The organism is Neisseria perflava, from assembly GCF_002863305.2.
Taxonomy (GTDB): domain Bacteria; phylum Pseudomonadota; class Gammaproteobacteria; order Burkholderiales; family Neisseriaceae; genus Neisseria; species Neisseria perflava_A.
Window position 1 is genome coordinate 539,598 of the sequence record NZ_CP136962.1, and the last position, 25,049, is coordinate 564,646.

19 protein-coding genes and 1 pseudogene are annotated in these 25,049 nt (G+C 48.2%); 9 read left to right on the plus strand and 11 right to left on the minus strand.

Going from position 1 to position 25,049, the window contains the following annotated elements:
- Positions 1 to 13 precede the first annotated feature (13 nt).
- From CYJ98_RS02400 to CYJ98_RS02410, 3 genes are all read left to right on the plus strand, one after another.
- A complete protein-coding gene (locus CYJ98_RS02400) occupies positions 14 to 2,257 on the plus strand; it encodes a dynamin family protein (RefSeq protein WP_101755141.1) in 2,244 nt (747 codons plus the stop codon).
- A gap of 46 nt (positions 2,258 to 2,303) precedes the next feature.
- Complete coding sequence (locus tag CYJ98_RS02405; protein ID WP_101755142.1) at positions 2,304 to 4,451, plus strand: dynamin family protein; 2,148 nt, start codon at positions 2,304 to 2,306, stop codon at positions 4,449 to 4,451.
- 160 nt (positions 4,452 to 4,611) lie between these two features.
- Positions 4,612 to 5,274: a HEPN domain-containing protein gene (locus CYJ98_RS02410; protein WP_101755143.1), complete on the plus strand. Its 663-nt coding sequence runs from the start codon at positions 4,612 to 4,614 to the stop codon at positions 5,272 to 5,274.
- Between the two features lie 251 nt (positions 5,275 to 5,525).
- Here CYJ98_RS02410 and CYJ98_RS02415 read toward each other — a convergent pair whose 3' ends face one another.
- The 4 genes from CYJ98_RS02415 to CYJ98_RS02430 all read right to left on the minus strand — a co-directional run bounded on the left by CYJ98_RS02415 (position 5,526) and on the right by CYJ98_RS02430 (position 9,142).
- A complete protein-coding gene (locus CYJ98_RS02415; RefSeq protein ID WP_101755145.1) occupies positions 5,526 to 7,316 on the minus strand; it encodes an assimilatory sulfite reductase (NADPH) flavoprotein subunit in 1,791 nt (596 codons plus the stop codon).
- Positions 7,317 to 7,487: 171 nt separating this feature from the next.
- Positions 7,488 to 7,808, minus strand: coding sequence for a DMT family transporter (locus CYJ98_RS02420; RefSeq protein ID WP_101755146.1), 321 nt, complete (start codon positions 7,806 to 7,808; stop codon positions 7,488 to 7,490).
- Positions 7,809 to 7,835: 27 nt separating this feature from the next.
- Positions 7,836 to 8,705, minus strand: a complete 870-nt coding sequence (locus CYJ98_RS02425; RefSeq protein WP_101755147.1) for an ABC transporter six-transmembrane domain-containing protein — start codon at positions 8,703 to 8,705, stop codon at positions 7,836 to 7,838.
- 11 nt (positions 8,706 to 8,716) lie between these two features.
- Positions 8,717 to 9,142, minus strand: coding sequence for a MarR family winged helix-turn-helix transcriptional regulator (locus CYJ98_RS02430; RefSeq protein WP_101755148.1), 426 nt, complete (start codon positions 9,140 to 9,142; stop codon positions 8,717 to 8,719).
- A gap of 179 nt (positions 9,143 to 9,321) precedes the next feature.
- Between CYJ98_RS02430 and yddG the strand changes: the two genes are divergently transcribed.
- Together yddG and CYJ98_RS02440 are read left to right on the plus strand one after the other, a co-directional pair.
- Entirely contained in the window at positions 9,322 to 10,236 is a 915-nt protein-coding gene (gene yddG, locus CYJ98_RS02435; RefSeq protein ID WP_240315440.1) for an aromatic amino acid DMT transporter YddG, read from the plus strand.
- A gap of 129 nt (positions 10,237 to 10,365) precedes the next feature.
- Positions 10,366 to 11,676: a sulfate adenylyltransferase subunit 1 gene (locus tag CYJ98_RS02440; RefSeq protein WP_101755150.1), complete on the plus strand. Its 1,311-nt coding sequence runs from the start codon at positions 10,366 to 10,368 to the stop codon at positions 11,674 to 11,676.
- Positions 11,677 to 11,746: 70 nt separating this feature from the next.
- Here the strand turns inward: CYJ98_RS02440 and glyA are convergent, their stop codons facing one another.
- Both glyA and CYJ98_RS02450 read right to left on the minus strand, forming a co-directional pair.
- Positions 11,747 to 12,997, minus strand: a complete 1,251-nt coding sequence (gene glyA / locus CYJ98_RS02445; protein WP_049332446.1) for a serine hydroxymethyltransferase — start codon at positions 12,995 to 12,997, stop codon at positions 11,747 to 11,749.
- A 133-nt stretch (positions 12,998 to 13,130) separates the two neighbouring features.
- Positions 13,131 to 13,505: a hypothetical protein gene (locus CYJ98_RS02450; RefSeq protein WP_101755151.1), complete on the minus strand. Its 375-nt coding sequence runs from the start codon at positions 13,503 to 13,505 to the stop codon at positions 13,131 to 13,133.
- 221 nt (positions 13,506 to 13,726) lie between these two features.
- Here CYJ98_RS02450 and CYJ98_RS02455 point away from each other — a divergent pair, with 221 nt between their 5' ends.
- Both CYJ98_RS02455 and CYJ98_RS02460 read left to right on the plus strand, forming a co-directional pair.
- A complete protein-coding gene (locus tag CYJ98_RS02455; protein WP_003746288.1) occupies positions 13,727 to 13,945 on the plus strand; it encodes a YdcH family protein in 219 nt (72 codons plus the stop codon).
- Positions 13,946 to 14,176: 231 nt separating this feature from the next.
- Complete coding sequence (locus CYJ98_RS02460) at positions 14,177 to 16,378, plus strand: FepA family TonB-dependent siderophore receptor (protein WP_101755152.1); 2,202 nt, start codon at positions 14,177 to 14,179, stop codon at positions 16,376 to 16,378.
- Positions 16,379 to 16,558: 180 nt separating this feature from the next.
- On the opposite strand, the gene CYJ98_RS02465 is transcribed toward CYJ98_RS02460, so the two are convergent.
- From CYJ98_RS02465 to CYJ98_RS02480, 4 genes are all read right to left on the minus strand, one after another.
- Positions 16,559 to 17,221: an NAD(P)H-dependent oxidoreductase gene (locus tag CYJ98_RS02465; RefSeq protein ID WP_070826894.1), complete on the minus strand. Its 663-nt coding sequence runs from the start codon at positions 17,219 to 17,221 to the stop codon at positions 16,559 to 16,561.
- Between the two features lie 245 nt (positions 17,222 to 17,466).
- A complete protein-coding gene (gene aspA / locus CYJ98_RS02470; protein WP_101755153.1) occupies positions 17,467 to 18,864 on the minus strand; it encodes an aspartate ammonia-lyase in 1,398 nt (465 codons plus the stop codon).
- A gap of 89 nt (positions 18,865 to 18,953) precedes the next feature.
- On the minus strand, positions 18,954 to 19,154 hold the full coding sequence (locus CYJ98_RS02475) for a hypothetical protein (RefSeq protein ID WP_003679807.1): 201 nt from the start codon (positions 19,152 to 19,154) through the stop codon (positions 18,954 to 18,956).
- 192 nt (positions 19,155 to 19,346) lie between these two features.
- On the minus strand, positions 19,347 to 19,493 hold the full coding sequence (locus tag CYJ98_RS02480) for a hypothetical protein (RefSeq protein WP_003685706.1): 147 nt from the start codon (positions 19,491 to 19,493) through the stop codon (positions 19,347 to 19,349).
- Between the two features lie 298 nt (positions 19,494 to 19,791).
- On the opposite strand from CYJ98_RS02480, the gene CYJ98_RS02485 reads away from it, so the two are divergent.
- The gene (locus CYJ98_RS02485; protein WP_101755154.1) at positions 19,792 to 20,484 is read left to right on the plus strand and encodes a VIT1/CCC1 transporter family protein; all 693 of its coding nucleotides are present in this window, start codon (positions 19,792 to 19,794) and stop codon (positions 20,482 to 20,484) included.
- A 130-nt stretch (positions 20,485 to 20,614) separates the two neighbouring features.
- The gene (mfd, locus tag CYJ98_RS02490; RefSeq protein ID WP_101755155.1) at positions 20,615 to 24,019 is read left to right on the plus strand and encodes a transcription-repair coupling factor; all 3,405 of its coding nucleotides are present in this window, start codon (positions 20,615 to 20,617) and stop codon (positions 24,017 to 24,019) included.
- Positions 24,020 to 24,093: 74 nt separating this feature from the next.
- Here the strand turns inward: mfd and CYJ98_RS02495 are convergent.
- Positions 24,094 to 24,681, minus strand: a pseudogene (locus tag CYJ98_RS02495) (transferrin-binding protein-like solute binding protein); the annotation flags it as partial.
- Between the last annotated feature and the right edge of the window lie 368 nt (positions 24,682 to 25,049).

Here is a 25,049-nt window from a genome sequence, read left to right on the forward strand (position 1 = left end):
TAAGGATTTATTCATGGATATCATCCAGTTAAACAACCAAATTGAAGAATTCGTAAATAAATATGATTTAAGTCATGATGCCTTGGCATTGAAGCAGGAGTATACAATTCAGAAAAGCGAAGATTGGCAGAGAGTTTTAGATAGCTATTCAGAACAAGGCCGTGTGTTGCGTATCGGTATTATCGGGCGTGTGAAGGCAGGGAAAAGCTCCATGCTCAATGCTTTGCTGTTCAACGGTAACGACATTTTGCCTAAAGCCGCCACACCGATGACAGCCGCACTGACCATTATGGAATACAGTGAAAATGTCAGCGCAGAAGTGGACTTTTTTACCCAACAAGACATTGAACAAATCAAAAAAAACCATGATGCCTATTTGATAGAACTGGACAAAAAAATTAAAGAAAGAGAACAGGAAAATATCGAACGCATCAAAAAGAAAAAAGGCTTATTGGATAAATTAGTTCACTTGTCTGCTAATGAAAAACAGGAATGCTGCGAAAAAGCTAGATCTCAGGCAGAACGTGATATGAAAAATGATCCGTCTTTTGCTTCATATGATCAATATCGCCGTATTAAAGAATCAGGTAAATCATTAAGTGATTTGGAGCAATACCGTACGATTTCAGCGGGTAGTGTGGAAGAGCTGATGAATGGTGTATTGAACCAATTTGTTGGGTCAAGCGGTGCATTCATGCCGTTTACCAAGTCCGTTACATTGCATATTCCGGAAAAAGGTTTGCAGGGCCTGCAAATCATTGATACCCCTGGAATTAATGACCCTGTGACATCTCGTGGCGAACGCACCGAGCAATTACTGCAAGACTGCGACGTTGTATTGATTGTTTCTTCTTCGGGCCAATTCCTCAGCAGCGAGGATACCAATTTGATGCATCGGGTAACGACCAAAGAGGGGACGCAGCAAGCTTATCTTATCGCCAGCCAGGTGGATAACCAATTGTTTGGCAGTGAAAGTCAAGGCTTGAGCGATCCTATTCATGTTTTGGAACGTATTTCCGACAATTTGACCAAGAATGCGCGTAATGTTTTGGCCAAACAAGTCCAAAAATATCCGTCCATGAAAGTGGCTGCGGACAAGTTGAGCAAAAACAACGTGATTTGCTCTTCAAGCGTAGCGTTTTCAATGCAGCAGCGTTTTGATGAGCAACATACTTGGGATGCCAATTTGCAACATGTATGGCGCAATTTGAATCAAAAATTCCCTGATGTTTTCAGTCATGAAGAATTGGCTAAAAATGCATTAAAACAATTGGCCAATATTCATCAGATACATCAAATAGTGAGTGAAGTAACTGCCAATAAAGAACAAATTTTGGCGCAACGGCGCATTAATTTTGAAAATGACAAACGTACCGCATTACAAGGCTATTTAAAAGCATGGGCCGAGCGTATCAATGAGCAGATTCATCAGATTCAGCATGCTGATGTGGGCGAATTGCGCAAGCAAGAAGCCGAACTCAAAAAGCAGCAAGCCACAATCGATGTAAATGTGGGCGGCGTGTATGATGATTTGATTTCGGATATCAAACTGAATTTGAGCAGGCAATTAAAAGACAAATTGAAAAGTGAAATGAAAAAATATGATACTGCTTCTGAAGGAGCGCAGGGAACGTCGACTGAAAGTAGGGAAGTTTATGTAGGACGCGGTGGTTTTTTGTGGCTTCAAAAAAAATATAGAACAGAGACTTATGAGGTTTCCACTCTCCAGGCTACTCCTATCCGCCGTGCTATTGAAGAAGTTCGCGCCAGTTTGGAAGATGAATTATGCTATCTGTCAGAAAGCTATTCGCAGGCTTGGAAGAAAAAAATCTATTCCCAAATCGTTGGTGCGTTGCGCGAAGCTATGGGGGATGAAGAGCTGGATGTAACCATCATTGTACGTGCAGTCAAAAATGTATTGGCTCGCATCCCTGAAGCCTCGTTCTGTCTTGCTGATGATATGCCTGATGAGTTAAAGAAATCTGGCCAGCTTAAAGGCAGCGAGATGGAAAGCTATATGGCGGAGGCTGATAATTATATTTCTAACCTACGCAATACCGTTCGCAACCAGATTTCAGCATATATGGACACTCTAGTAGGGGGCCTAAAGAAAGTAAATTTACCTCAAGAGCTGATGGGTGACTTGGAAAACAGCCTAAAACAGCTTTTGAACGAAATTGAAAACAAAGAGGCAAGCCTGTTCCATTATCGAGGTATTCAAAGAGAATTGGCAAGCTTGATACAGTCTGCGGCTTAATCAATCAGGCCATCTGCAAAATTCAGATGGCCTGCAAGGAATAAATATGCCTCATCATTCAGTAGATCAATTGAAAGAATGGATCAGTCCGAGCATTCCTTTGGGCTTGATGTTTGGTAAGAAACAACAAGCCTTGGAAATTCTTGAACAAATCAAACAGCAACTTAAGAGCATAGACATCATGCAAGAACAATTGAATCAGGCAGAGCAAGAGCTGCCTGAATTGAAAAAACAGCTTGAGCAGGCGCAAAAAAAATTAGAGCAATTACAAAGAAACTTGTCGGAAAGCGAATTGCGTCAGACTTTGATTGCAGACCTTCTATCGGCCAATAATCTGAATCCCGGTGTTCGAGAGTATTTTTGTCTTTTGAAAGGAGATTTTTTAGAGTTTGCCAATCAGGAAGACTCCTTGAAAGATGAAGCGGCGGCATTTTTAGAATTGCAGGCAATTGGTGATGAATTAAAAGTCATTGGTGCCTACCCGGAATTTTATAAAAAACGCTCGATTGCGATTGCCGGAGGTTTTAGCGCAGGTAAATCCGAATTTATCAGCAGTTTGTTTGAGGATCCCAATATCCGCCTGCCTATCGGCATCGAACCGACTACTGCCATTCCGACTTATGCTTTAAACGGTCAGGAAAATGGCGTGATCGGTTGCAGTCAGAACGGTGGTGTGATTGATTTGCTGAAGATTGATCCTGATTTTCAACAAAAATTGTCTCATAATTTTATCCGGTCATTTGGTTTCAACCTTAAAACCATCATGCCTTTTGTGTTTATGACTACGCCGATGAAGTTTGAGCATTTGTGCTTTATCGATACGCCGGGATACAACCCGTCTGATGTGGCAGACGGACATACGGCGGAAGATGTAAAAACGGCGCAAGAGTTTGTCCAAAATTCCGAGGCTTTGTTGTGGCTGATTGGTTTGGATTCCAATGGTACGATTTCAAAAAGTGATTTGGACTTTTTAGATCATGCAGGACAAAACAGCCAAAAACCGCTCTATATCGTTCTAAATAAAGCAGATTTGCGCCCATATGACCAGCTTGAAGAAATTATGGCAGAAATTGCCGATACGTTGGATGATTACGATATCGAAATTGCCGGTATTTCTGCATACAGCTCTATTACGAAAGAAGAGTATTCGTATCACAAACAGTCATTGCATGCTTTTCTTGCCAGCCTGGATCAGCCGTCTGAAAAGCAAACCTTGCTTATGCAAAGATTGTTTGCCGTAGATGAAAAATATCAACGTGCTATTTTGCGTACCATCAAAGAAAACAAGCAAATCAATGCGACTTTAAGCGGCTTCAAGTTGGATTTGTTAGAAAACGGCTTTGATGACCTGAGTTCGGATTTGTATGAAAAGCTCGGTAAAATGAATTCTATCTTTACCATCAAGCAAAAAGAAGAACATCTGAAACAATTGGAAACAGTCACAATGAGGATTGTGGCGGCAATTGAGCAGGTATTTGGTCAGCCAAGCAAGGTTAAACGTAAAAATTGGAGGCAGGATGAAATCGAGCTGGATGAGAAATTCGTTCGGTTAACCCAAAAAGAGCAAATGCCCGATGAATTGATGGATGAGCAGCCTTCAAATGACCAGCCTTCAAATGAGAAGAAAACATATTCAACAGAATTAAGTGCTAGATTTTGGGGCTATTGGGGAAATAGGCTAATAGGTGATTCTAAAATCGAATTAACTGTAGGTGCACTTTTAAGCGAGAATAAAGAAGTATTTACATCTACAAAATGGGAGGATGTTTATAATAATTTATTTCCTTTTGTTTATAATGATTACTTTCGTCGTGCTTATAAAAAGTACAGCGGTGATGATGATTTGAATGCACTTTGTGAAGCTGGAATAATCCGTTGTATTGATGATGGAAGCAAGAAAAATAAATTGAGTTTTGGAAATATATTATTAGGAGGAAGTAATCCAATTAAAAGATACCGATTTGTTTTACCGGATAAAGAAATTTTTAATCAGTTTTTGCAACGGCACAATAATATTAATCTGTCGGATGAACAACTTGAGGCAATAAAAGCTTTGATAGAATCACAGCACTATTTTGATTTTGAGGATTGGACAAAGCATTATAAGGGGGAACATGCTGCTTTAGCATTAGGTAGATTGGTTAAGGCGGGAGCTGTTAGAAAGGAAAAGAATGATTATTATTCATTTGTTTAATTGATGGGCTGGGCCGTCTGAACATTCAGACGGCCTCAGTAAGTGCAATATATTATTTTTAAGAAAATATTATGAAGGGTGTATTATGATTTGCTTCATTCCATGTAGGATATTCCGTGCATATGAAGTGAATTGATCGATACGCTAAAAGGGAATGGCAATGAAATTATCTGGAATCAAGACATATTATCAAGAACATAAAAATACTTATTCGGAACACTTCCGCTTGCGTATCCACCGTTCTTTGAGCTGGCTGGAAAAGGCGGAGGAAAGATGGTCGGTACAGGATTGGGATTTTGCCTTCCAGTCTATGTGGATTGCGTTTAATGCGGCTTATGCTTATGAGCTGGACGGACGAACCATGCCTGCGGATAGAAATAAATTTCAGACTTTTTTGAATAAGGTCTGTGCGCTGGATACGGATAAGCAGATTTATGCTTTGGTGTGGAAGGAATTTTCGGGTGCGATTCGATCTTTATTGGGCAATCGCTATGTGTTTCAGGAATTTTGGGATTTCCATAACGGCTATATTTCCGAAGCCGCTTATTTGGAATGCTTTGAAAAAGAGCGGCGTAAAGTAAATGCGGCTTTGGCCGCGCAGGATACGGCAACGGTCTTGTTTGTGTTGTTTGACAGGCTTTACACTTTGCGTAATCAGATGGTGCATGGCGGTGCGACTTATAATAGTAGCGCCAATCGCGAACAATTAAAGGATGCCTGTAAGATTTTGGGCAGCATCCTGCCGGTAATGCTGTCGATTATTCAGAAAAATGCCGATAAGGATTGGGGCAAGCCGTTTTATCCGTTTGTAAAGGAGGATTGATATGGCAGTTAAACCCCGTCAAGATGTTTATTGGACTTGTGTATCTTGCGGTTGGCAGCGTGAGGCATCTAAGGGATCGGATATATTGTTGCCCAAGCCTGGACAATGTGGCAAATGCGGAAGTCAAAATTTGGAACTAAAACAAGGTAATATGTTGTCAGGTTTGTTTAAGATGTTTTCGGGAAAACGATAAAGATTAAAAGGCCGTCTGAAATTCAGCTTTCAGACGGCCTTTATTTTTGTTTATCCAATCAATAAACGTCGCGTTGGTAGCGTTTGTCTTCACGCAGGTCGTTGAGGTAGTCTTCGGCTTCGTCGCGGCTGAGTTTGCCTTGGGTTTCAATGACTTCGATCAGGGCGTTTTCGACATCGCGCGCCATACGTGCGGCGTCGCCGCAGACGTAGATGTGTGCGCCTTGTTGCAGCCAGTTCCAAACTTCGGCGGCGCATTCGGCGATTTTGTGTTGGACGTAGACTTTGTGTTCGCCTTGTCGGCTCCATGCGAGGTCGGCGCGGGTAAGGAGGCCGTCTTTGCGCCAATCGCTCCATTCGAGTTGGTAGAGGAAGTCGTCGGCCAGGCGTTGGTTGCCGAAGAAGAGCCAGTTTTTGCCGCTGTCGCCATTGGCGGCGCGTTGTTGCATGAAGGAGCGGAAGGGGGCGACGCCTGTGCCTGCGCCGATCATGATGATGGGGGTGTCGCCGTTTTGTGGCAGGCGGAAGTTGGGGTTGGGTTCGACAAAGACGCGGACTTCGCTGCCTTCTTCGAGGCGTTCGCCCAAGTAGCCGGATGCTGCGCCGGTGTAGGTGTGGTCGTGGTGGTCGAAACGGACGACGCCGATGGTGAGGTGGACTTCTTCGCCGACTTCGTCTTGTGCAGAGGCGATGGAGTAGAGGCGCGGGGTTTGTGGGCGGAAGAGGCTGTATAGGGTTTGTGCGTCCAGTGGGTGCGGATAGGCTGCGAATACGCCGACGGGCGGTGTGGCGGCGAGGTAGGCATCCAGTTGGGCTTTATCTGCGGCTATGGTTTTGAGTTCTTCGTTGTTTGTTAATTCGGCGTATTGTTGGACGAATGCCGGTGTGTTTTGGGTGATATCTGCGGATTCGGTCAGGGCGGTGCGGATATCGGTTTCGCGGCCGTCTGAAAGTTGGACGGTTTCGCTGCCGGTCAGTTGGTTGAGGTTGAGGATTTCTTGAACGAGGTCGGCGGCATTCAGCGGCCATACGCCGAGTGCGTCGCCTGCCTGATAATGCAAACCTGAGCCGCTGAGGTCGATTTCGATGTGTTCGACGTCTTTTTCTGCGGTGCGTGAGGTGATTTTTTGGCGCACGGAGAGGGTGGCTGTGTAGGGGTTTTCTTTGGTGTATGCGGTGCCGCTGCTTGGAGTGGCCGGGCTGTGTGCTGCGGTGGTTGTGCTTGGGCTTGCTGCTTGGGCGGTCAATTCGGCTACTTTGGGTACGACGGCGGCTACCCATGCGTCGGCATTTGCTTGGAACTCTAAGTCGCAAATGCCCAAGTCGTTCAGACGGCCTGCGCCCAGTTCGGCAAATTTGGCATCAAAGTCTTTGCCTGCTTGGCAGAAGTTGGGATAGGAGGAGTCGCCAAGGCCTAAGACGGCAAAGGTGAGTTTGCTGAGGTCGGGTTTCTTTTTGCCGTAGATGAATTTGTACAGGGGCAGGGCTTCTTCGGGCGGTTCGCCTTCGCCTTGGGTGGAGGTAACCAAAAGGACGATGTCTTCGTCGGGCAGGGTTTTGCTTTTGAAATCGCCTGCGCTGCTGAGGCGGGCTTCTACGCAGGCGGCTTGAAGTTTGGCGTGTAAGGATTCGGCAACGCTGCGTGCGTTGCCGGTTTGGGAGGCGGAAAGGACTAACACGCGACGGCTGACTGTCGGGGCGGCTGCTTGCAGGGCAGATGGTTCGGCTGTTGCGCCGGATACGCCTTGGCTTTGCGCCCAGCAATAGCCGGAGAGCCAGGCAAGTTGGGTGGGGGATAGGGCGGAGAGTTGGGCGGAGAGTTCGGCAGGCAGTGGATTGGCTTGGCTCATTTTGTTTCCTTTGTTGGGACGGCTATAGCCGATTGTTTGAATAATGAACAGTCGCTACTTTAAACAGGCCGTCTGAAAAAAGGAAAGAATGCTTGGTTTTAATTTAAGATGATTTCGTTATATTCGGAATATAAGAAGGCCGTCTTGGTTTCAGACGGCCTTTGCGGTTTTTTAATGGCTGGAAAGTTTCATGACGATTACGCCTGAAATAATTAAGAATGCGCCGAGCCAGCGGCCGAAGTTGGCGGCATCGTTGAAAAAGGCTACGCCCACTAAAAATGCGCCTGCTGCGCCTATGCCTGTCCAAACGGCATAGGCCGTCCCCATCGGTATGTGTTTTTGGGCGAGGAATAGAAAAAATCCGCTGCCGACAATGCAGGCAAGCGCGGCAGCAAAGCCATGCCAGCGGTAGCCTTCCTGTTGTGCCAGCTTCAAGCCCAATGGCCAGCCGATTTCCAGCATACCGGCTAAGATTAAATAAAACCAACTCATAATATGTCCTGATAGTGTGTTAAGGTTTCAGACGGCCTTGGAAAGATTGTTTTCTTCCGAGAGTTCAACGCGTTGTCCGATATCTTTTAGATTGGAGTATTGTTCGACCAAGCGCGGTACATCGTCCAAGCTCATTGCAAACATCCATAAGTAAGTGCTGACGGAATAGATATGGCCGGCGCTGCCATAGCCTTTAAGCGTCATGTGTATAAAGGCGAAACCGAACAATACGCTCATCGCCATGCCGATACTGAGATAGCCTAAGGCTTCGCGGTTGGAAATCAGCACGCGTAGTTTGGCAACCCAGCCATAGTGGCGGTAGAGCTGATGCTCGTTGCCGTCGCGGATAAGGTGGTTGTCGCGTTCAAGCCGGTTGTTTAAACGGAAATATAGGTTTTCGCTGATGGCGGCAAAATGCGGCAGCAACCATAAAAACAGGGCAAGTATCGCGACAGCCAATACGCCCACCCAAAATTCCAATATCAGCAACATCATACATGCACCGAAGATGGAGACCAGCGAAGTAGCAGCGATGGGCAGGTGTTCTTCAAAAAAACTGACAAACTCACGCGATAGGGTGACGCGTGCGGTAATGGCGGAATGCGGTACTTCTTGTTTGCGCTGTTCCAAGACGACCGGAACGGCTATTTCAGTATAGATTTTGGTAAATGTGCGCGTATCAGCTATCCTTCGGGCGGCGCCGATTATCCACATTAATAAAACCACCACACCATACAACATTGCCTGCCAGACGTTGCCTTCCATAACGGCATTAATCGCCCAGCCTCCAAACACGGGATATACCAGCAAGAGCAGATTATCCAAGCCGACGAGAGAGAATGTTGTGATGAGTTTGCGGCGGTGTGTTTGACCGATGTGTTTCAACATTTTCCACATGGTTGCCCTCCTTATTTAGTATTGAGGGTTTGCGCCATTAATTCGGCCAACGCGTCCAAATCGGCAAACAGTCGGGCTGCACGTTTTTCACCGAAGGCGGTAAAAATTCGTTTGCTGAATTCCTGCATGTTTTGCACCAATGGTGCAGCGGATTCCTTGCCTTGCTCGGTCAGCGACAATAAACGTTCGCGTTTGTCTTGTTCGCTTTCGTGAAATGTCAGCAAGCCTTGTTCCGCCAGTGTTTTGCATGTGCCGGAAACGGTTTGCTTGGGCAGGCTCCATTCTTCGCCTATGTATTTTTGAGTGCGGCTGCCTTCGGTGGCTAAGGTGTAGAGAACGGCGAAGGTATTGTAGTTGGTGTTTTGCTGTTTAATCCATTGGTCAAATGCGCTGTCTATGTGGCTGATGCGCATACCGAATTGGTCGAGCTGATTCATAAATTGGTCTCAATATTGACTAATTGGATGCGGATTATAGTCATGTTTAGGACTAATTTCAAATAGAAGGCCGTCTGAAACAATCATTTTCAGACGGCCTTGAAACCGTTAAAATAATTAATGTAGAAACGATATTTTCAAACTACGATAAACCTAATAACATCTTCAACACATACGCCATGATTCATTTCTTATCTCAAAACATCTCCTCCAAACAAGCTACTGCCATCGGGCTGCTTGCCGTTGCTTTGTGGAGCTTTGTCATTTCTCTGATACGCTCTTTGAGCCTGCATATGGGGGCAGTGGGCGGCGCGGCAATGATGTACACCCTGTCTACCGTATTGATTTGGCTGATTTTCGGCCGGCCGCATTTGCGCAATTACAACCGCAGCTATTTGTTTTGGGCAAGCGTGTTTTTTGTCGGCTGCGAACTGTGTTTGTCGCTATCGGTCGGTTTTGCGCAAAACGCGAGACAGGCGGTGGAAATCGGCATGGTCAATTATTTGTGGCCGACGTTTACCATCGTCGGAGCGGTATATTTCAACAAACAGCCGTCAAAATGGTGGATAGTCATCGGCTTTGTGCTGTCGTTTTTAGGGATTGCCACTGTATTGGGCGGCGATGTCGGCTTGTCGATTTCCGGCATCTACCACAATGTCCGCACCAATCCCGGCGGCTACATCATGGCATTTGCGGACGCAGTGTTTTGGGCGGCATATTGTACGCTGACGGCGCGTGTGAAAGCGGAAGGCAGCAGCGTCGGCTTCTTCTTTGCGCTGGTGTCGATACTGTTGTGGATAGAGTATTTTCTCAGCGGCGCGGATACGTTGAGTTTTGATTCCGTATCGTTCGGCTATGCCGTTGCCGCCGCGTCTTGTATGGGCTTGGGCTATGCAGTGTGGAATATCGGTATTTCACGCGGCAACCTGACCGTATTGGCAGGCGCATCTTATTTCATTCCCGTATTGTCAGCGGTAGTGTCATCATTTTTGATTAGCGCGCCTTTGTCCATGACGTTTTGGCAGGGTGCGGGAATGGTGTGTTTAGGATCGATTGTGTGTTGGTTGGCAACCCGGAGAAAACAGATGGTGTGAGGCAACATCCCATAGCTTTGCGATATAACGAAAACAGCTTTTTTAACAACCAAACATTCTTTCCCATTTTCAGACGGCCTGTTTAAAGTAGCAGTCAGTTTGAGAAATCACGAGAAATGGGAAAGAATCATGACTGCAGCTTCCGCTCCGCTTTTACGCTTCATTACCGCCGGCAGTGTCGATGACGGCAAATCCACCCTCATCGGCCGCCTGCTCTACGACAGCAAAACCTTACTGACCGACCAGCTTGACAAGCTCAACCGCGCTGCTGAAAACGGCGAAACGCCCGACTTCGCCAGCCTGACAGACGGCCTTGCCGCCGAGCGCGAACAAGGCATTACCATTGACGTGGCCTACCGTTATTTCGCCACGCCCAAACGCAAATTCATCATTGCCGATACGCCGGGACATGAGCAATACACGCGTAATATGGTTACCGGCGCATCGACTGCCGATGCCGCCATTATTTTGGTTGATGCCACACGTGTCGATTTTTCAGGTAATGAGCCTGTCCTCCTGCCGCAGACCAAACGCCACAGCGCGATTTTGAAGCTCTTGGGCTGCCCCAATATCATCGTCGCCGTCAACAAACTCGACCTGCTCGACTTTGACGAAGCCAAATATCAAGCCATTACCGAAGCCTACCGCAAACTGGCGGAACAAATCGGCCTCCAAGCACAAATCCACTTCCTGCCCATCAGCGCCTTGAAAGGCGACAATATCGTCAATGCAAGCAGTCAAACCCCGTGGTATCAAGGTTTGCCGCTTTTGCCTTTGCTTGAAAGCCTGCCTGTCAACCGTCAAAATGCCGCTGACCAAGCCGCGTACTTTCCCGTACAACGCGTGGCGCGCCAAGACGGCAGCAGCAGTGACGACTTCCGCGGCTATCAAGGCAGATTGGAAGCAGGCTGTCTGAAAGTGGGCGATGAAGTTAAAGTTTTGCCCAGCGGCCATGTTGCCAAAGTTGCCGAAATCTATAATGCAAACGGTAAAACCGAATCTGCCGAGGCAGGGGAAGTGTTGACTGTCGTTTTGGATACCGACATCGATATTTCACGCGGCAACAGCATTGTTTTAGCCGACAGCGCCATTGTTCCCGAACAACAATTTCAAGCCGCGCTTTGCTGGTTTGACGATATTCCGCTCAATCTGCGCCGCAAATATTTGCTGAAACACACTACCCAAACCACGCCCGTAAAAATCAGCGAAATTGCCTACGTTTGGGACGTGAACACCCTCAGCCGCGTCGAATCCGCCGAAACGCTCAAGCTCAACGACATCGGCAGCGTCAGTTTCAAAACTCAACAGCCTCTTGCCGCTGCCGCATACGAAGACAACCATGCTCAAGGCGCGTTTATTTTGATTGACGAAGCCACCAACCATACTGTCGCGGCTGGCATGATACGCAAAGTCAGCGAAACAAACAGTTTTGAAATTTAAAAGAAGGTTGCAATAAAAAAAGGCCGTCTGAAGTTTCAGACGGCCTGTTATTTTATCCAAGGCGAAATGTTTATGCGCCGTAAACCGGATATTTATCGCACAAAGCAGTCACTTGTTCGCGGACTTTGGCGAGGTTGGCTTCGTCTTCAGGGTTGGCCAATACGTCGGCAACCAGGTTTGCCAATACGCGCGCGTCGGCTTCGTTAAAGCCGCGTGTGGTCATGGCGGCGGAGCCGATGCGGATGCCGGAGGTAACGAATGGTTTTTCCGGATCATTCGGGATGGCATTTTTGTTGACGGTGATGTGAGCTTTGCCCAAAGCGGCTTCGGCGGCTTTGCCGGTGATTTTCATCGGTTGCAGGTCAACGAGGAAAACGTGGCTTTCAGTACGGCCGGAAACGATGCGCAAACCGCGTTTAACCAACTCTTCCGCCATAGCGGCAGCATTGATTTTCACTTGTTTTGCGTATTGTTTGAACTCAGGTTGCAACGCTTCTTTAAACGCTACTGCTTTGGCAGCGATAACGTGCATCAATGGACCGCCTTGCAGGCTTGGGAAGATGGAAGAGTTCAGCGCTTTTTCGTGGGTATTATCACGGCACAAAATCACACCGCCGCGAGGGCCGCGCAGGGTTTTGTGGGTGGTGGTGGTTACGAAGTCGCAGAATGGCACGGGGTTAGGATATTCGCCGCCGGCAATCAGACCGGCGTAGTGCGCCATGTCGACAAAAAGGTATGCGCCGACTTTATCGGCGATTTCGCGGAATTTTGCCCAGTCGATTTGCAACGCGTAGGCAGATGCACCGGCCACAATCATTTTGGGTTTGTGTTCAAGAGCCAAGCGTTCTACTTCGGCATAATCGAGAACTTCATTTTCATCCAAACCATAAGTAATGGCGTTGTAGAGTTTGCCGGAGATGTTAACGCTTGCGCCGTGGGTCAAGTGGCCGCCGTGTGCCAGAGACATGCCCAAAATGGTGTCGCCCGGTTTCAAAACAGAAGCGTACACGGCTTGGTTGGCTTGGGAGCCGGAGTGCGGTTGGACATTGACATATTCTGCGCCAAACAACTCTTTAGCGCGATCAATCGCTAATTGTTCAACAATATCAACGTATTCACAGCCGCCGTAGTAGCGTTTGCCAGGATAGCCTTCAGCATATTTGTTGGTCAATTGCGAACCTTGGGCTTCCATAACGGCACAGCTGACGTAGTTTTCAGAGGCGATCAGCTCGACGTGGTCTTGCTGGCGCTTGTCTTCTTGGGCGATGGCTGCTGCCAAATCGGGGTCATATTGTGCGAGGGTAACGCTTTTTGAAAACATGTTCTCGATTCCTTTGTGATGGGCTGAAAATATGGGATGGAGTGCTGCGGATTGGTTCAAGATGAACTATTTTTCTTGCATTGTCAACAATTGTGTCGGGTGTTTGGTTTCAGACGGCCTGAGATTGAAGGGTTTATTTGAAAATATCATCTTGTTTTAAATGAAAATCCATTTTTTCCAGAAGCGTGGCCAAATCGGCTTCTGCTTGGGCGGCTTTAAGATTTTTTGCCAGTTCTACTAAGGCTACTGCATTCAATCGTTCTTTCTCCAGCCGTAGGGCTTCTTCGCTGAAGATCTTGATATTGTCTGCCGATTCGGCGGTATCTATTTTTTCAAATGGATAAAATGATTCTTCGTGCACGGCCAAACCGTCGGGCAGGGGTGCGGCATGGTTGAAATCGGCATCATTGACCGGCATCCATGAAGGATGGTTCTCAAGCAGGATAAATTGTCCGTCCATGCCGTTGATATGACGGAATAGGGTGGTTCGGCCATTGTGTAAACGCATAAGCCCGATTGTATGCCCAAGTCGGCAAACCGTCTAGAAACCTGTTTCTTTCCATTGGGACGATGGCTAATGGTGATATTATTAATTTTGACATAAAACAGTTTCGGCTTAAAAAAGACTGGATAAAACGCCCGTGTTTGTTATAATGAAGCTAAAGATTAATTCGTCCTAGTTTTTGGCAGCAGTACTTTTTTATTTAATTAACAAGAGAGGAAAACAAAATGTTTCCAGAATATCGCGATCTGATTTCTAAACTGAAACAAGAGGATGCACACTTTGCCCGTTTGTTTGAGGAGCACAACGAGCTGGACGATAAAATTACCGGTTTGGTGAATAACGTGGTAACCAGCGGCGCCGAAGAAATCGAGGAGCTGAAAAAAGCCAAACTCAAACTCAAAGACGAATTGTATGCCCTTTTGCAAAAAGCAGCAGGCAAATAATTAAAATTTGAATAAGGCCGTCTGAACGGTATGATAGGAATCTCGGATTTCGTTTCATGCTGTTTCAGACGGCCTTTTTACTTGTTTGGTATTTTGTTATTTCTATTAGCACAATTTAACTTTTAATTGTAAATCACTCTTAATTGCATTGAAAACTCTGTTAAGTTTATTTAAAATCTCGAATAATTTTTATTTTGATTTTAAACAAACAAAACCAAGAGAAACAATGCAATGAAAACATTCACACTCGCCATTTTGCCTTTGGCGTTAATTAGTGCATTCTCACACGCAGCTGAAGAGAAAGCAGTTGAGCAGGCTGAAGTCGATACCGTTTACGTTACTGCCGAGAAGCAGTTACAGCAATCGCTCGGCGTATCGCGTATTTCTAAAGACGACATCGACAAACGCCCTGCAGCCAATGATATTTCCGAATTTGTCCGCACCATGCCCGGTGTCAATCTGACCGGCAATACGGCAACAGGTCAGCGTGGCAACAAACGCCAAATCGACTTGCGCGGTATGGGTCCTGAAAACACTTTGATTTTGATTGACGGCAAGCCGGTTAATTCGCGCCAGTCCGAACGTATCAGTATGCGCGGTGAACGCAATACGCGTGGCGACAGTAACTGGGTACCGGTTGAAGAAATCGAATCCATTACCGTCTTGCGCGGTCCGGCGGCGACCCGTTACGGGTCGGGTGCGATGGGCGGCGTGGTCAATATCGTCACCAAAAAAGTGTCTAAGGAATTTAAAGGCCAAGTCAATCTTTACGCCAATCAACCGCAAGACAGCAAAGAGGGCGCAACCCGCCGTATCGGCTTTAATTTGAGCGGCCCGATTATCCAAGATACTTTGGGCTTCCGCATTTACGGCAATCTGAATAAAACGGATGCAGATGCGGCCGATATCAATGCAGGACACGGCAACGACAGCGCGGCCGGTGTAGAAGGCGTACGCAATAAAGACATTGCCGGCCGTCTGCAATGGAAAATCAGCCCAGCGCAAACGCTGATTTTAGACAGCAGCTACAGCCGTCAGGGCAATATCTACAACGGTGATACGCAAAACAGCAATCCACGTTCTGCTTTAGTTAATTCTCTGGCCGACGGCAAAGCCGAAACTGCCCGTTTATACCGTTCTGCTTATTCTTTAACACATGACGGCGCATGGGAATGGGGTGATACCAAAAACGTAATTAGTTATGAGCGTACAGTCAACAGCCACTTGCCTGAAGGTTTGGCCGGCGGTCCGGAAGGCAGCTATACAGGCTTGGATTTTGTTCAAAGCCGTCTGAAAAACCTGCGCTTCAGCAGCGAAGCGAATATTCCGTTTAAACTTGGTGTTGATAATGTGTTGACGGTCGGTGCGGAATTTACTGACAGTAAGTTGGACGATCCTGCTTCCAATAGTCAGGGATTTAAAGACCAAGGTAAAACCGATGCGTTTAACGGTATCTCCGCAACGCGCGGCGGCAAGGCTTCGCAACGTAACTGGGCAGCCTACGTTGAAGACAATATTTCATTGACCGACAAAACCCATTTGATTCCAGCCATCCGCTTCGACCACAACAGCGACAGCGGCAGCAACTGGAGTCCGGCTTTGAACTTCTCGCATCAAATCGGCGAAAACTGGTTGGTTAAAGGCGGTGTTGCCCGTGCGTACAAAGCGCCAAACCTGTATCAAACCAATCCCGACTTTATCCTGTACACACGCGGTCAGGGATGTCCGCTCAATGCGCCGAACAGTGTCCGCTGCTACTACATGGGCAACGGAAATTTGAAACCTGAAACCAGTATCAATAAAGAGATTGGCCTTGAGTTCAACAAAAACGGCTGGCAGGCTTCTGCAACCTATTTCCATAATGCGTACCGCAATAAAATCGTGATCGGCGACCAGCTCATTGCTACCAGCAATATCGGCAACTGGCTCCTGCAATGGGAAAATACGCCGAAAGCGACTATTTCGGGTATCGAAGGCAACTTGGTGATTCCGTTGCATGACACACTCAAGTGGAGCAACAATTTCACTTACATGCACAAATCCGAAGATTATCAAGGCAATCCATTGTCTTTGGTGCCGAAACACACCATCAACAGCACATTGTCTTGGACACCGAACGAACGCTTCGATGCCAACCTGACCTTTACCCACTACGGTCGCACCAAGCCGCGCGGCGTGGCAGTCAACCGTTTGGAGCAAAACGGCAATCCGCGTGCAGGCGTGGCAGCGTTGTCTTCCGAACATAACCAAACGCAAGTCGGCTCTTACGGTATTTGGGGCATCAATGCCGGCTACAACTGGAATAAACGCGTGGCCGTCCGTGGCGGTATCAGCAATCTGTTTGACAAAAAACTGTATCGCACAACTGCCGGCGCACAAACTTACAACGAGCATGGCCGTGCCTTCTACGGCAGTTTGAAAGTATCGTTTTAAGTAGAAGCGTATTAAATCAGGCCGTCTGAAACGCTGTGAAATGAAATCTAGGATTTCTGACACAGGGTTTCAGACGGTCTTTTGATTTTTAAATTTAGAAGCATTTGTTGTTACGGAATTTACTTCACTATTTTAAAAAAGTAAAAGGGCGACACTCGCCGCCCTATGAATCTAAAAGATTTATTCGACCCAAGTCACCATTTCATCAATCGGTTTGCGTGATTTTTTAGTGATTTCTTTGGCGCGATAGCCGAATGTTGCCGCTACGGATACGCCCCATTCGTTGGCATCAAACAGGCCTTCTGCCGCCAATACTTCGTTCATTTTGTCGTAGTTGAAGCCTTCTATTGGGCAGGAATCGATGCCGATGGCCGCTGCACCTGTAAGCATATTGGCCAAAGCAATATAGGTCTGCTTACCGCTCCAGTCAAAGAGTGCGCGTTGGTCGTCGGCAATTTTAATGTCGGTTTCTTGGAAGCTTTTGTATCTTGCCAACGCTTTTTCCAGTTGCTCTCCTTGCAGGCCCCTGCGTTCGGCAACACTGCGGAAGAACGGGGTATCGTAACGGGCATTTTTCTTGGCAAGGATAATCACCAGATGGCTGCAGTCGTCCAGTTGCGATTGCATCCCCCAGCTGAAAGGCTTGATTTTCTCACGCAGGGCTTTGTTTTGAATCACCAAGAATTTCCATGGCTCGGAGCCGACAGAGCTGGGCGAGAGGCGGGCAAATTCTAAAATCGCTGCAAAATCTTCTTGGCTGATTTTTTTGTTGGGATCGTAATAACGGGTGGAGCAGCGATTTTCGAATACTTGCAGCATTTGTTCGCGTGTAATTTGATTCATCTGGTTTTCCTAATAAATGAAGATGTTATTTCAATATCCGGTTCCTTTTGAGGCATCATTACCGGCATAACCTTAAGGAGGAAACAGACTGGGGCAATACCATGTTAAATCAAACCTAACGGCTAGGCTATCTTTTAATTCTGAATTTCGCAAAAAAATTCGATAAAAATCAATATAAATACGAAAAGGCCGTCTGAAACTTTAAACGTTTAAAGTTTCAGACGGCCTTTGATTTCAAATCCTAATTACAGATGAGGATTAATCAGGTTTTCCGGGGAGAGGATACGGTTGAGCTCTTCTTCGCTCAACAAACCGCGCTCCAGTACGACTTCGCGCACGCCTTTACCGGTTTGGGCGCAGATTTTGCCGACCAAGTCGCCATTGCGGTGGCCGATGTACGGATTCAGATAAGTGACCAAACCGATAGAGTTGAAGACGTAACGTTCGCAGATTTCGCGGTTGACCGTAATGCCTTTGACGCATTTGTCGGACAGGTTGACCGCGGCATTGCCCAAGAGGGAAATGGTTTCAAACATACATTGGGCGATTACCGGCTCCATAACGTTCAGCTGCAACTGACCTGCTTCGGCTGCGAAAGTGATGGTGGTGTCGTTGCCGATAACTTTGAAGCAGACTTGGTTGACGACTTCAGGAATCACGGGATTGACTTTGGCGGGCATGATGGAAGAACCGGCCTGCAATTCAGGCAGGTTGATTTCTTTCAAACCGGCGCGCGGACCGGAAGAAAGCAGGCGCAAGTCGTTACAGATTTTGGACAGTTTGACGGCTGTGCGTTTCAATGCACCGTGTACCATCACATATGCGCCGCAGTCGGAGGTCGCTTCGATCAGGTTTTCAGTCAGTTTGCAAGGCAGACCGCTGACTTCGGAAAGCTTCTCAACAACCAAAGCCGCATAGCCTTTAGGCGTATTCACGCCTGTACCGATGGCGGTGGCGCCGAGGTTGACTTCAAGCAACAGGGAGCGGGTACGGTCGAGGTTGAGGATTTCTTCTTCCAACAACACTTGGAAAGATTGGAATTCTTGGCCGGCAGTCATCGGCACGGCATCTTGAAGCTGGGTGCGGCCCATTTTCAAAACGTCTTTAAATTCTTCGGCTTTGGCGGCAAAGGCGTTTTTCAGGACGGCCAGTTTGTCGAGCAATTCGCCGATGCTGTAATACACGGCAAGGCGGAAGCCGGTAGGGTAGGCGTCGTTGGTGGATTGGCTGGCGTTGACATGGTCCATAGGATTGACGATGTCGTAGTGGCCTTTTTCGTGTCCCAAGACTTCCAATGCGAGGTTGGCAATGACTTCGTTGGTATTCATGTTGACCGAAGTACCGGCGCCGCCTTGATAAACGTCGGACGGGAATTGGTCGAGGCAGCGGCCTTTGACCAATACTTCATCGCAGGCTTTTTCGATGGCGGCCGCGATTTCCGGCTTGATGGCACCTAATGCGCCGTTGGCTTGCGCAGTGGCTTTTTTAACCATGACCATGCTGCGGACAAATTGCGGTACGTCGGAAATTTTTTGTGTGGAAATTTTAAAGTTTTCAATGGCGCGCAAAGTATGGATGCCCCAATATACTTCAGCAGGGATCTCGCGGTCGCCCAGTAAATCGTGTTCGATTCGTACAGTCATTTCTCTTACCTTCTCGTATAGTTGTGTCGGTGTGCATTATGCGTTTGGAACATTAGCCCAGTTCGGCAAGATTGTCCAGTCTATAAGGCTTAATCGTCAGGATGAAAGCGCGCTGCTTCGCGTTCCTTGGCAACCGTATCTTTGTCTTTCAACTTCGCGCCCAGGCCCAACATTTTTTCGTATTCGGATTGCGGTGTGCCGTCGTCCTGCATACCGAACGCGCTGGCGTTGACCCAGAGGGCGAGTAGGGAAACAATAATGGCGAAAAAACCGACGATATACCAAAACATTTTTTTCTTCCTTGTGTGTTTGCGGGTGCAGATTGTTGTGGTTTGTAAAGATGTGAATGTAGCACAAACGCGGTTGGGTTTAAATTCTTCTCCCGCATCCTTTCATTGATTTACCTGTAATTGTTTAGAAAGGAAAAGGCCGTCTGAAAAGTAAGACTTTTCAGACGGCCTCGGAGGCTTTGTCGGGAAGATTTAGCCGCCGCATGCGCCGCAACAACCGCCTTCGCTGTGACCGCCGCGTTTTTCTTCGTTGTTGATAACGGGCAGCTCGGTTTCTTCGGTTTGCTCTTTTTTATCTTCAGGCAAATCGTTTACTTTGATTTTGTTTTCTTCGGCCATGATACATCCTTTCAATGGATTTAGGAGTGGAAAGATTCATAAAGATAGCATCTTTAAGTCGATAAACCAAGTAGCACAAAACTGCCTTGTGATAATGCCATGACTTGGAACAATAAATTTGCTTGTAAAAGCGTTGAGGCCGTCTGAAAAAATCTAGAGAAGAGTGTTGGTTTTTATGGTTTGGAATGGCAGCAGAAAGATTTAAGAATGCTTGATTTGAAGGGATAAACTGACATTGATTTCAAAAAACAATACAATGTTATCATCATCTGGAAACAGCCAATTTATCGGAGTATATATGTATTCATACCACAGAGAACGCCATTTCAGCGACCGCAACAACTGGCTTCGGGCAAGCGTATTGGGTGCCAATGACGGCCTGATTTCTACTGCCTCGCTGTTGACGGGCGTAGCCGCTGCCGCGCCAGATTTCCAAACCCTGCTGTTGACGGGCGTTTCGGCGCTTATCGGGGGTGCGGTGTCAATGGCGGCGGGGGAGTACGTTTCCGTGTCCAGCCAATCGGATACGGAAAAAGCCGATTTGCACAAAGAATGCTACGAATTGGTAAATAATCCTGATGCGGAGTTGGAAGAGCTGACGGAAATTTACCGCCGCCGCGGTTTGTCCGACCCGCTCGCCGCAGAGGTGGCCAAAGCATTGATGGAACACGATGCGCTCGCCGCCCACGCGCGCGACGAAATCGGCATTACCGAAACCTCTGCCGCCCAACCCATGCAGGCCGCCCTGGCTTCTGCCGCTTCATTTTGTGCCGGCGCGATTTTGCCTTTACTGGTCGCGTTGACAGCTTCTACCGCCATTGTTCCGGCCTTGGCAGTTTCCACTTTGTGCGGACTGGCCGGACTGGGCTATGTCTCCGCCAAACTCGGCGGCGCGCCTGTCGTTCCTGCCGTTTTGCGCGTGTGCCTGTGGGGCGTTGCGGCATTGGTGATAACCGGATTTATTGGAAAACTGGCCGGCGTGGCCGTCTGAATGTAAGGCCTTATATTCTTTTAAACCTGTATCCAGTAAAATTGAAAATCTATTTGATCGCTAAAGGCCGTCTGAAAATTTTTCAGACGGCCTATGGTGCTTGTATTTACTTATTACAAACTGTTTTGTCATGACTTATCCGATTCCCAAACCCCGTGAAAAATCCCGTTGGCTCAATCTGTCTCAAGGCTCGTTGCCCTTGGCTTTGGCGCGTTATTTGCCGCATAAGCAGCTCAAGGTTGTCTTGACCCAAGATGCGGAACAGGCGCTACGCCTTCAGACGGCCTGGCTGTTTTTCCGTCCGCACGATACGGCTGTGTTCCTGCCGGACTGGGAAACGCTGCCTTACGAGCGTTTTTCGCCGCATCAGGATTTGGTGTCGGAGCGCTTGTCGGCATTGTGGCAGATTAAAAGCGGCGCGGCGGACGTGTTGTTCGTACCGGTTGCCACGGCGATGCAGAAGTTGCCGCCTGTGCCGTTCCTGGCAGGGCGCACGTTTTGGCTGAAAACAGGACAGACTTTGGATATAGGCCGTCTGAAAAGTGATTTGGTGGATGCAGGTTATAACCATGTGTCTCATGTTGTCGCAGCGGGCGAGTTCGCTGTGCGCGGCGGCATTGTTGATTTGTTCCCGATGGGCAGCGAAATGCCGTACCGCATTGATTTATTTGACGATGAAATCGACAGCATCAAAACTTTCGATACCGAAACGCAACGCACCATCTCCCCTGTTTCCGAAATCCGCCTGCTGCCGGCGCACGAGTTCCCCACCGACAGCGAGGCGCAAAAGATTTTCCGCAGCCGCTTCCGCGAAGAAGTCGATGGCAATCCGAACGATGCCGCTGTGTACAAAGCCGTCAGCAACGGCCATTTCGGTGCGGGCGTGGAATATTATCTGCCGCTGTTTTTTGAAAACGAGTTGGAAACGCTGTTTGACTATATCGGTGACGATGCGCTGTTTGTTTCACTGGGCGATGTTCACGCCGAAGCAAACCGTTTTTGGAGCGACGTTAAATCGCGTTACGCCATGGCGCAGGGCGACGAAACCTATCCGCCTTTGCTTCCACAGTATTTGTATCTCTCTGCTGATGTTTTTGCAGGCCGTCTGAAAAACTACGGACAGGTTCTGCCCGATGTTTCCGGCAAGGAACATACTCTGCCCGACCTTGCTGTCAACCGCCAAGCAGATGAACCGTTGCAGGCATTGAAGGATTTTCAGACAGCCTTTGACGGACGAATTTTGCTGTGCGCCGAAAGTTTGGGACGGCGCGAAACCATGCTCGGTTTCTTGCAGCAAAACGGTTTGAAAGCCAAAAGTGTGTCCGACTGGCAGGGCTTCTTGTCAGCGCATGAGCCGCTGATGATTACAGTGGCGCCATTGGCTTACGGGTTTAAATTAGAAGATCAAAACATCGCGGTCATTACCGAATCCGATCTTTATCAATATGTTGCCCGCTCGCGCAAACACCATCGTAAGAAACACGCCGCCGTTTCAGACGGCCTGTTGCGCGACCTTGCAGAAATCAACATCGGCGACCCTGTCGTTCACGAAGAACACGGTATCGGCCGATATATGGGCTTGGTCACAATGGACTTGGGCGATGAAACCAACGAAATGATGTTGCTCGAATACGCAGGCGAAGCGCAGCTTTATGTGCCTGTTTCGCAACTACATTTAATCAGCCGCTACTCCGGTCAGGCGCATGAAAACGTTACTTTGCACAAGCTCGGCAGCGGCGCGTGGAACAAGGCGAAGCGCAAAGCCGCCGAAAAAGCGCGCGACACCGCCGCCGAGTTGCTTAACCTCTACGCCCAGCGCGCCGCCCAATCGGGACACAAGTTTGAAATCAACGAGATGGACTATCAGGCGTTTGCCGACGGCTTCGGCTATGAAGAAACCGAAGACCAAGCCGCTGCCATCGCCGCTGTGATTAAAGACTTGACGCAGGCGAAGCCGATGGACCGACTCGTGTGCGGCGATGTCGGTTTCGGCAAAACCGAAGTCGCCCTGCGCGCCGCGTTTGTGGCGGTGATGGGCGGCAAACAGGTCGCCGTACTCGCCCCGACCACGCTTCTGGTCGAGCAGCACGCGCAAAACTTCGCTGACCGTTTCGCCGATTTTCCCGTGAAAGTCGCCAGCCTTTCGCGTTTCAACAACAGCAAAGCCACCAAAGCCGCACTGGAAGGCATGGCGGACGGTACGGTCGATATCGTTATCGGCACGCACAAATTGGTGCAGGACGACATCAAATTCAAAAACTTAGGTTTAGTGATTATCGACGAAGAACACCGATTCGGCGTGCGTCAAAAAGAGCAGCTCAAACGCCTGCGTGCCAATGTCGATATCCTCACCATGACCGCCACGCCGATTCCGCGCACCCTCAGCATGGCGCTTGAAGGTCTGCGCGACTTCTCACTGATTACTACCGCGCCAAGCCGCCGCCTTGCCGTCAAAACCTTTGTCAAACCCTTCAGCGAAGGCAGCGTGCGCGAAGCCGTGTTGCGCGAACTCAAACGCGGCGGACAAGTGTTTTTTCTGCACAATGAAGTGGATACCATCGAAAACATGCGCGAGCGGCTGGAAACCCTGTTGCCCGAAGCCCGCATCGGAGTGGCGCACGGACAATTGCGCGAGCGCGAGCTGGAACAAGTCATGCGCGACTTTTTGCAGCAACGATTCAACGTGTTGCTCTGTTCCACCATCATCGAAACCGGTATCGACATCCCTAACGCCAACACCATCATTATCAACCGCGCCGACAAATTCGGGCTGGCTCAGCTTCATCAGTTGCGTGGGCGCGTCGGCCGCAGCCACCACCAAGCCTACGCCTACCTACTCACGCCCGAATACATCACCAAAGACGCAGAAAAACGCCTCGACGCCATTGCGGCGGCAGACGAACTCGGCGCAGGTTTCACCCTCGCCATGCAGGATTTGGAAATCCGCGGCGCAGGCGAAATCCTTGGCGAAGGGCAGTCTGGCGAAATGATACAGGTCGGCTTCACGCTCTACACCGAAATGCTCAAACAAGCCGTGCGCGACCTCAAAAAAGGCCGCCAACCCGACCTTGACGCGCCATTGGGCATTACCACCGAAATCAAACTGCACAGCCCGGCATTATTGCCTGAAAACTACTGCCCCGACATCCACGAGCGCCTCGTCCTCTACAAACGCCTCGCAGTCTGTGAAACCGTACAGCAAATCAACGCCATACATGAAGAACTGGTCGACCGCTTCGGCCTGCCCGAACAACCCGTCAAAACCCTCATTGAAAGCCACCACCTGCGGCTCGCCGCAAAAGAATTGGGCATAAACGCCATTGATGCGACCAGCGAAGCGGTAACGGTAACCTTTGGAAAAAACAACAATGTCGATCCAACCGAAATCATCCTGCTGATTCAGAACGATAAAAAATACCGCCTTGCCGGCGCGGATAAGCTGAGATTTACCGCGGAGATGGAAAATATCGAAGTGCGGATTAATACAGTGAAGAACGTATTGAAGACTTTGAAAGAAAGGGTGATGGTTAAGTAAGTATGAAGGAAAAAAGGCCGTCCGAAAACCTGTTGTTAAGTTTTCAGACGGCCTTTGGGCAGACTCAGCAATGGTTATTGGCGTTTTGCACCGTAACCGCCAATCATGTGTTCGCTGCCGTCTTCTTTTTTCAAACCGTATGTACCGCCGATTTCTGCGGCAGACGGACCGAAGAATTTACCGCTCAAATTACCTTTCAAACCGGCTGAAGCAGCTTCGACCTTGCCGAGGAAGAGGTTACCGTTTTCCCATTTTGCCGTACCTTGCATGTCGTATTTCTCATCGGCTTTGGTTACACGGCGGCCGTTGGCGTCGAGAGAATGGAATTGGGAATTAGCAGTCTCAAAGCGTACGCCTTTCAAGCCAAAATCGACAATAGCTTTAACATCGGCAGTCAGTTGACGGCTTTGGTTGTTGTTTTTCACAACGTAGGCTGTGGTCAAGCCATTGTAAGTTGCTGTGCCGTTGGCAGGAAGGGCCGTAAACTTAGTTTCGTCGCCCAAGCTTTGATAGCCGTGAATAACGTCAGACTTCGGATCGATATAATGGGCGAAAGTTTGGTACGTCCAGCCGGCCGCAGCAGGGTCATGCATGACGATTTGTGTGCCGTTGGCAAAGCGGATGATGTAGATGCCGTCGAATCGTTTGTCAAATACAGTCCCATTCTTATCTTTAGCAATGTATGCTAGCTGATTGGCATGGTTTTCTGCTAATTCTGTTAAATCTTGGCGTACTTGCCTTGCATCGTCATAAGCTTTCGCAGCTGTATTTTTAGTTTTTTCAGCGGCATCTCTTGCGTCTTTGCTAGAAGTACGCGTTGCTTTTGCAGATATTACATTTTGGTTTGCAGATTGTAGGTTTTCCTCAGCATTTTCCCAATTATTTTTAGCCACTTTGAATTTGGCCAAATCCTCTTTATTCAAATTTTTTGTTAAAGCGGAGATTTGTTTATCTAGTTCATCTTGTGCTGTATTTAAGGCTTTATTGGCATTTTCTAACTCTTCTACACTGTCTCCTGTCGTCTTTTCTA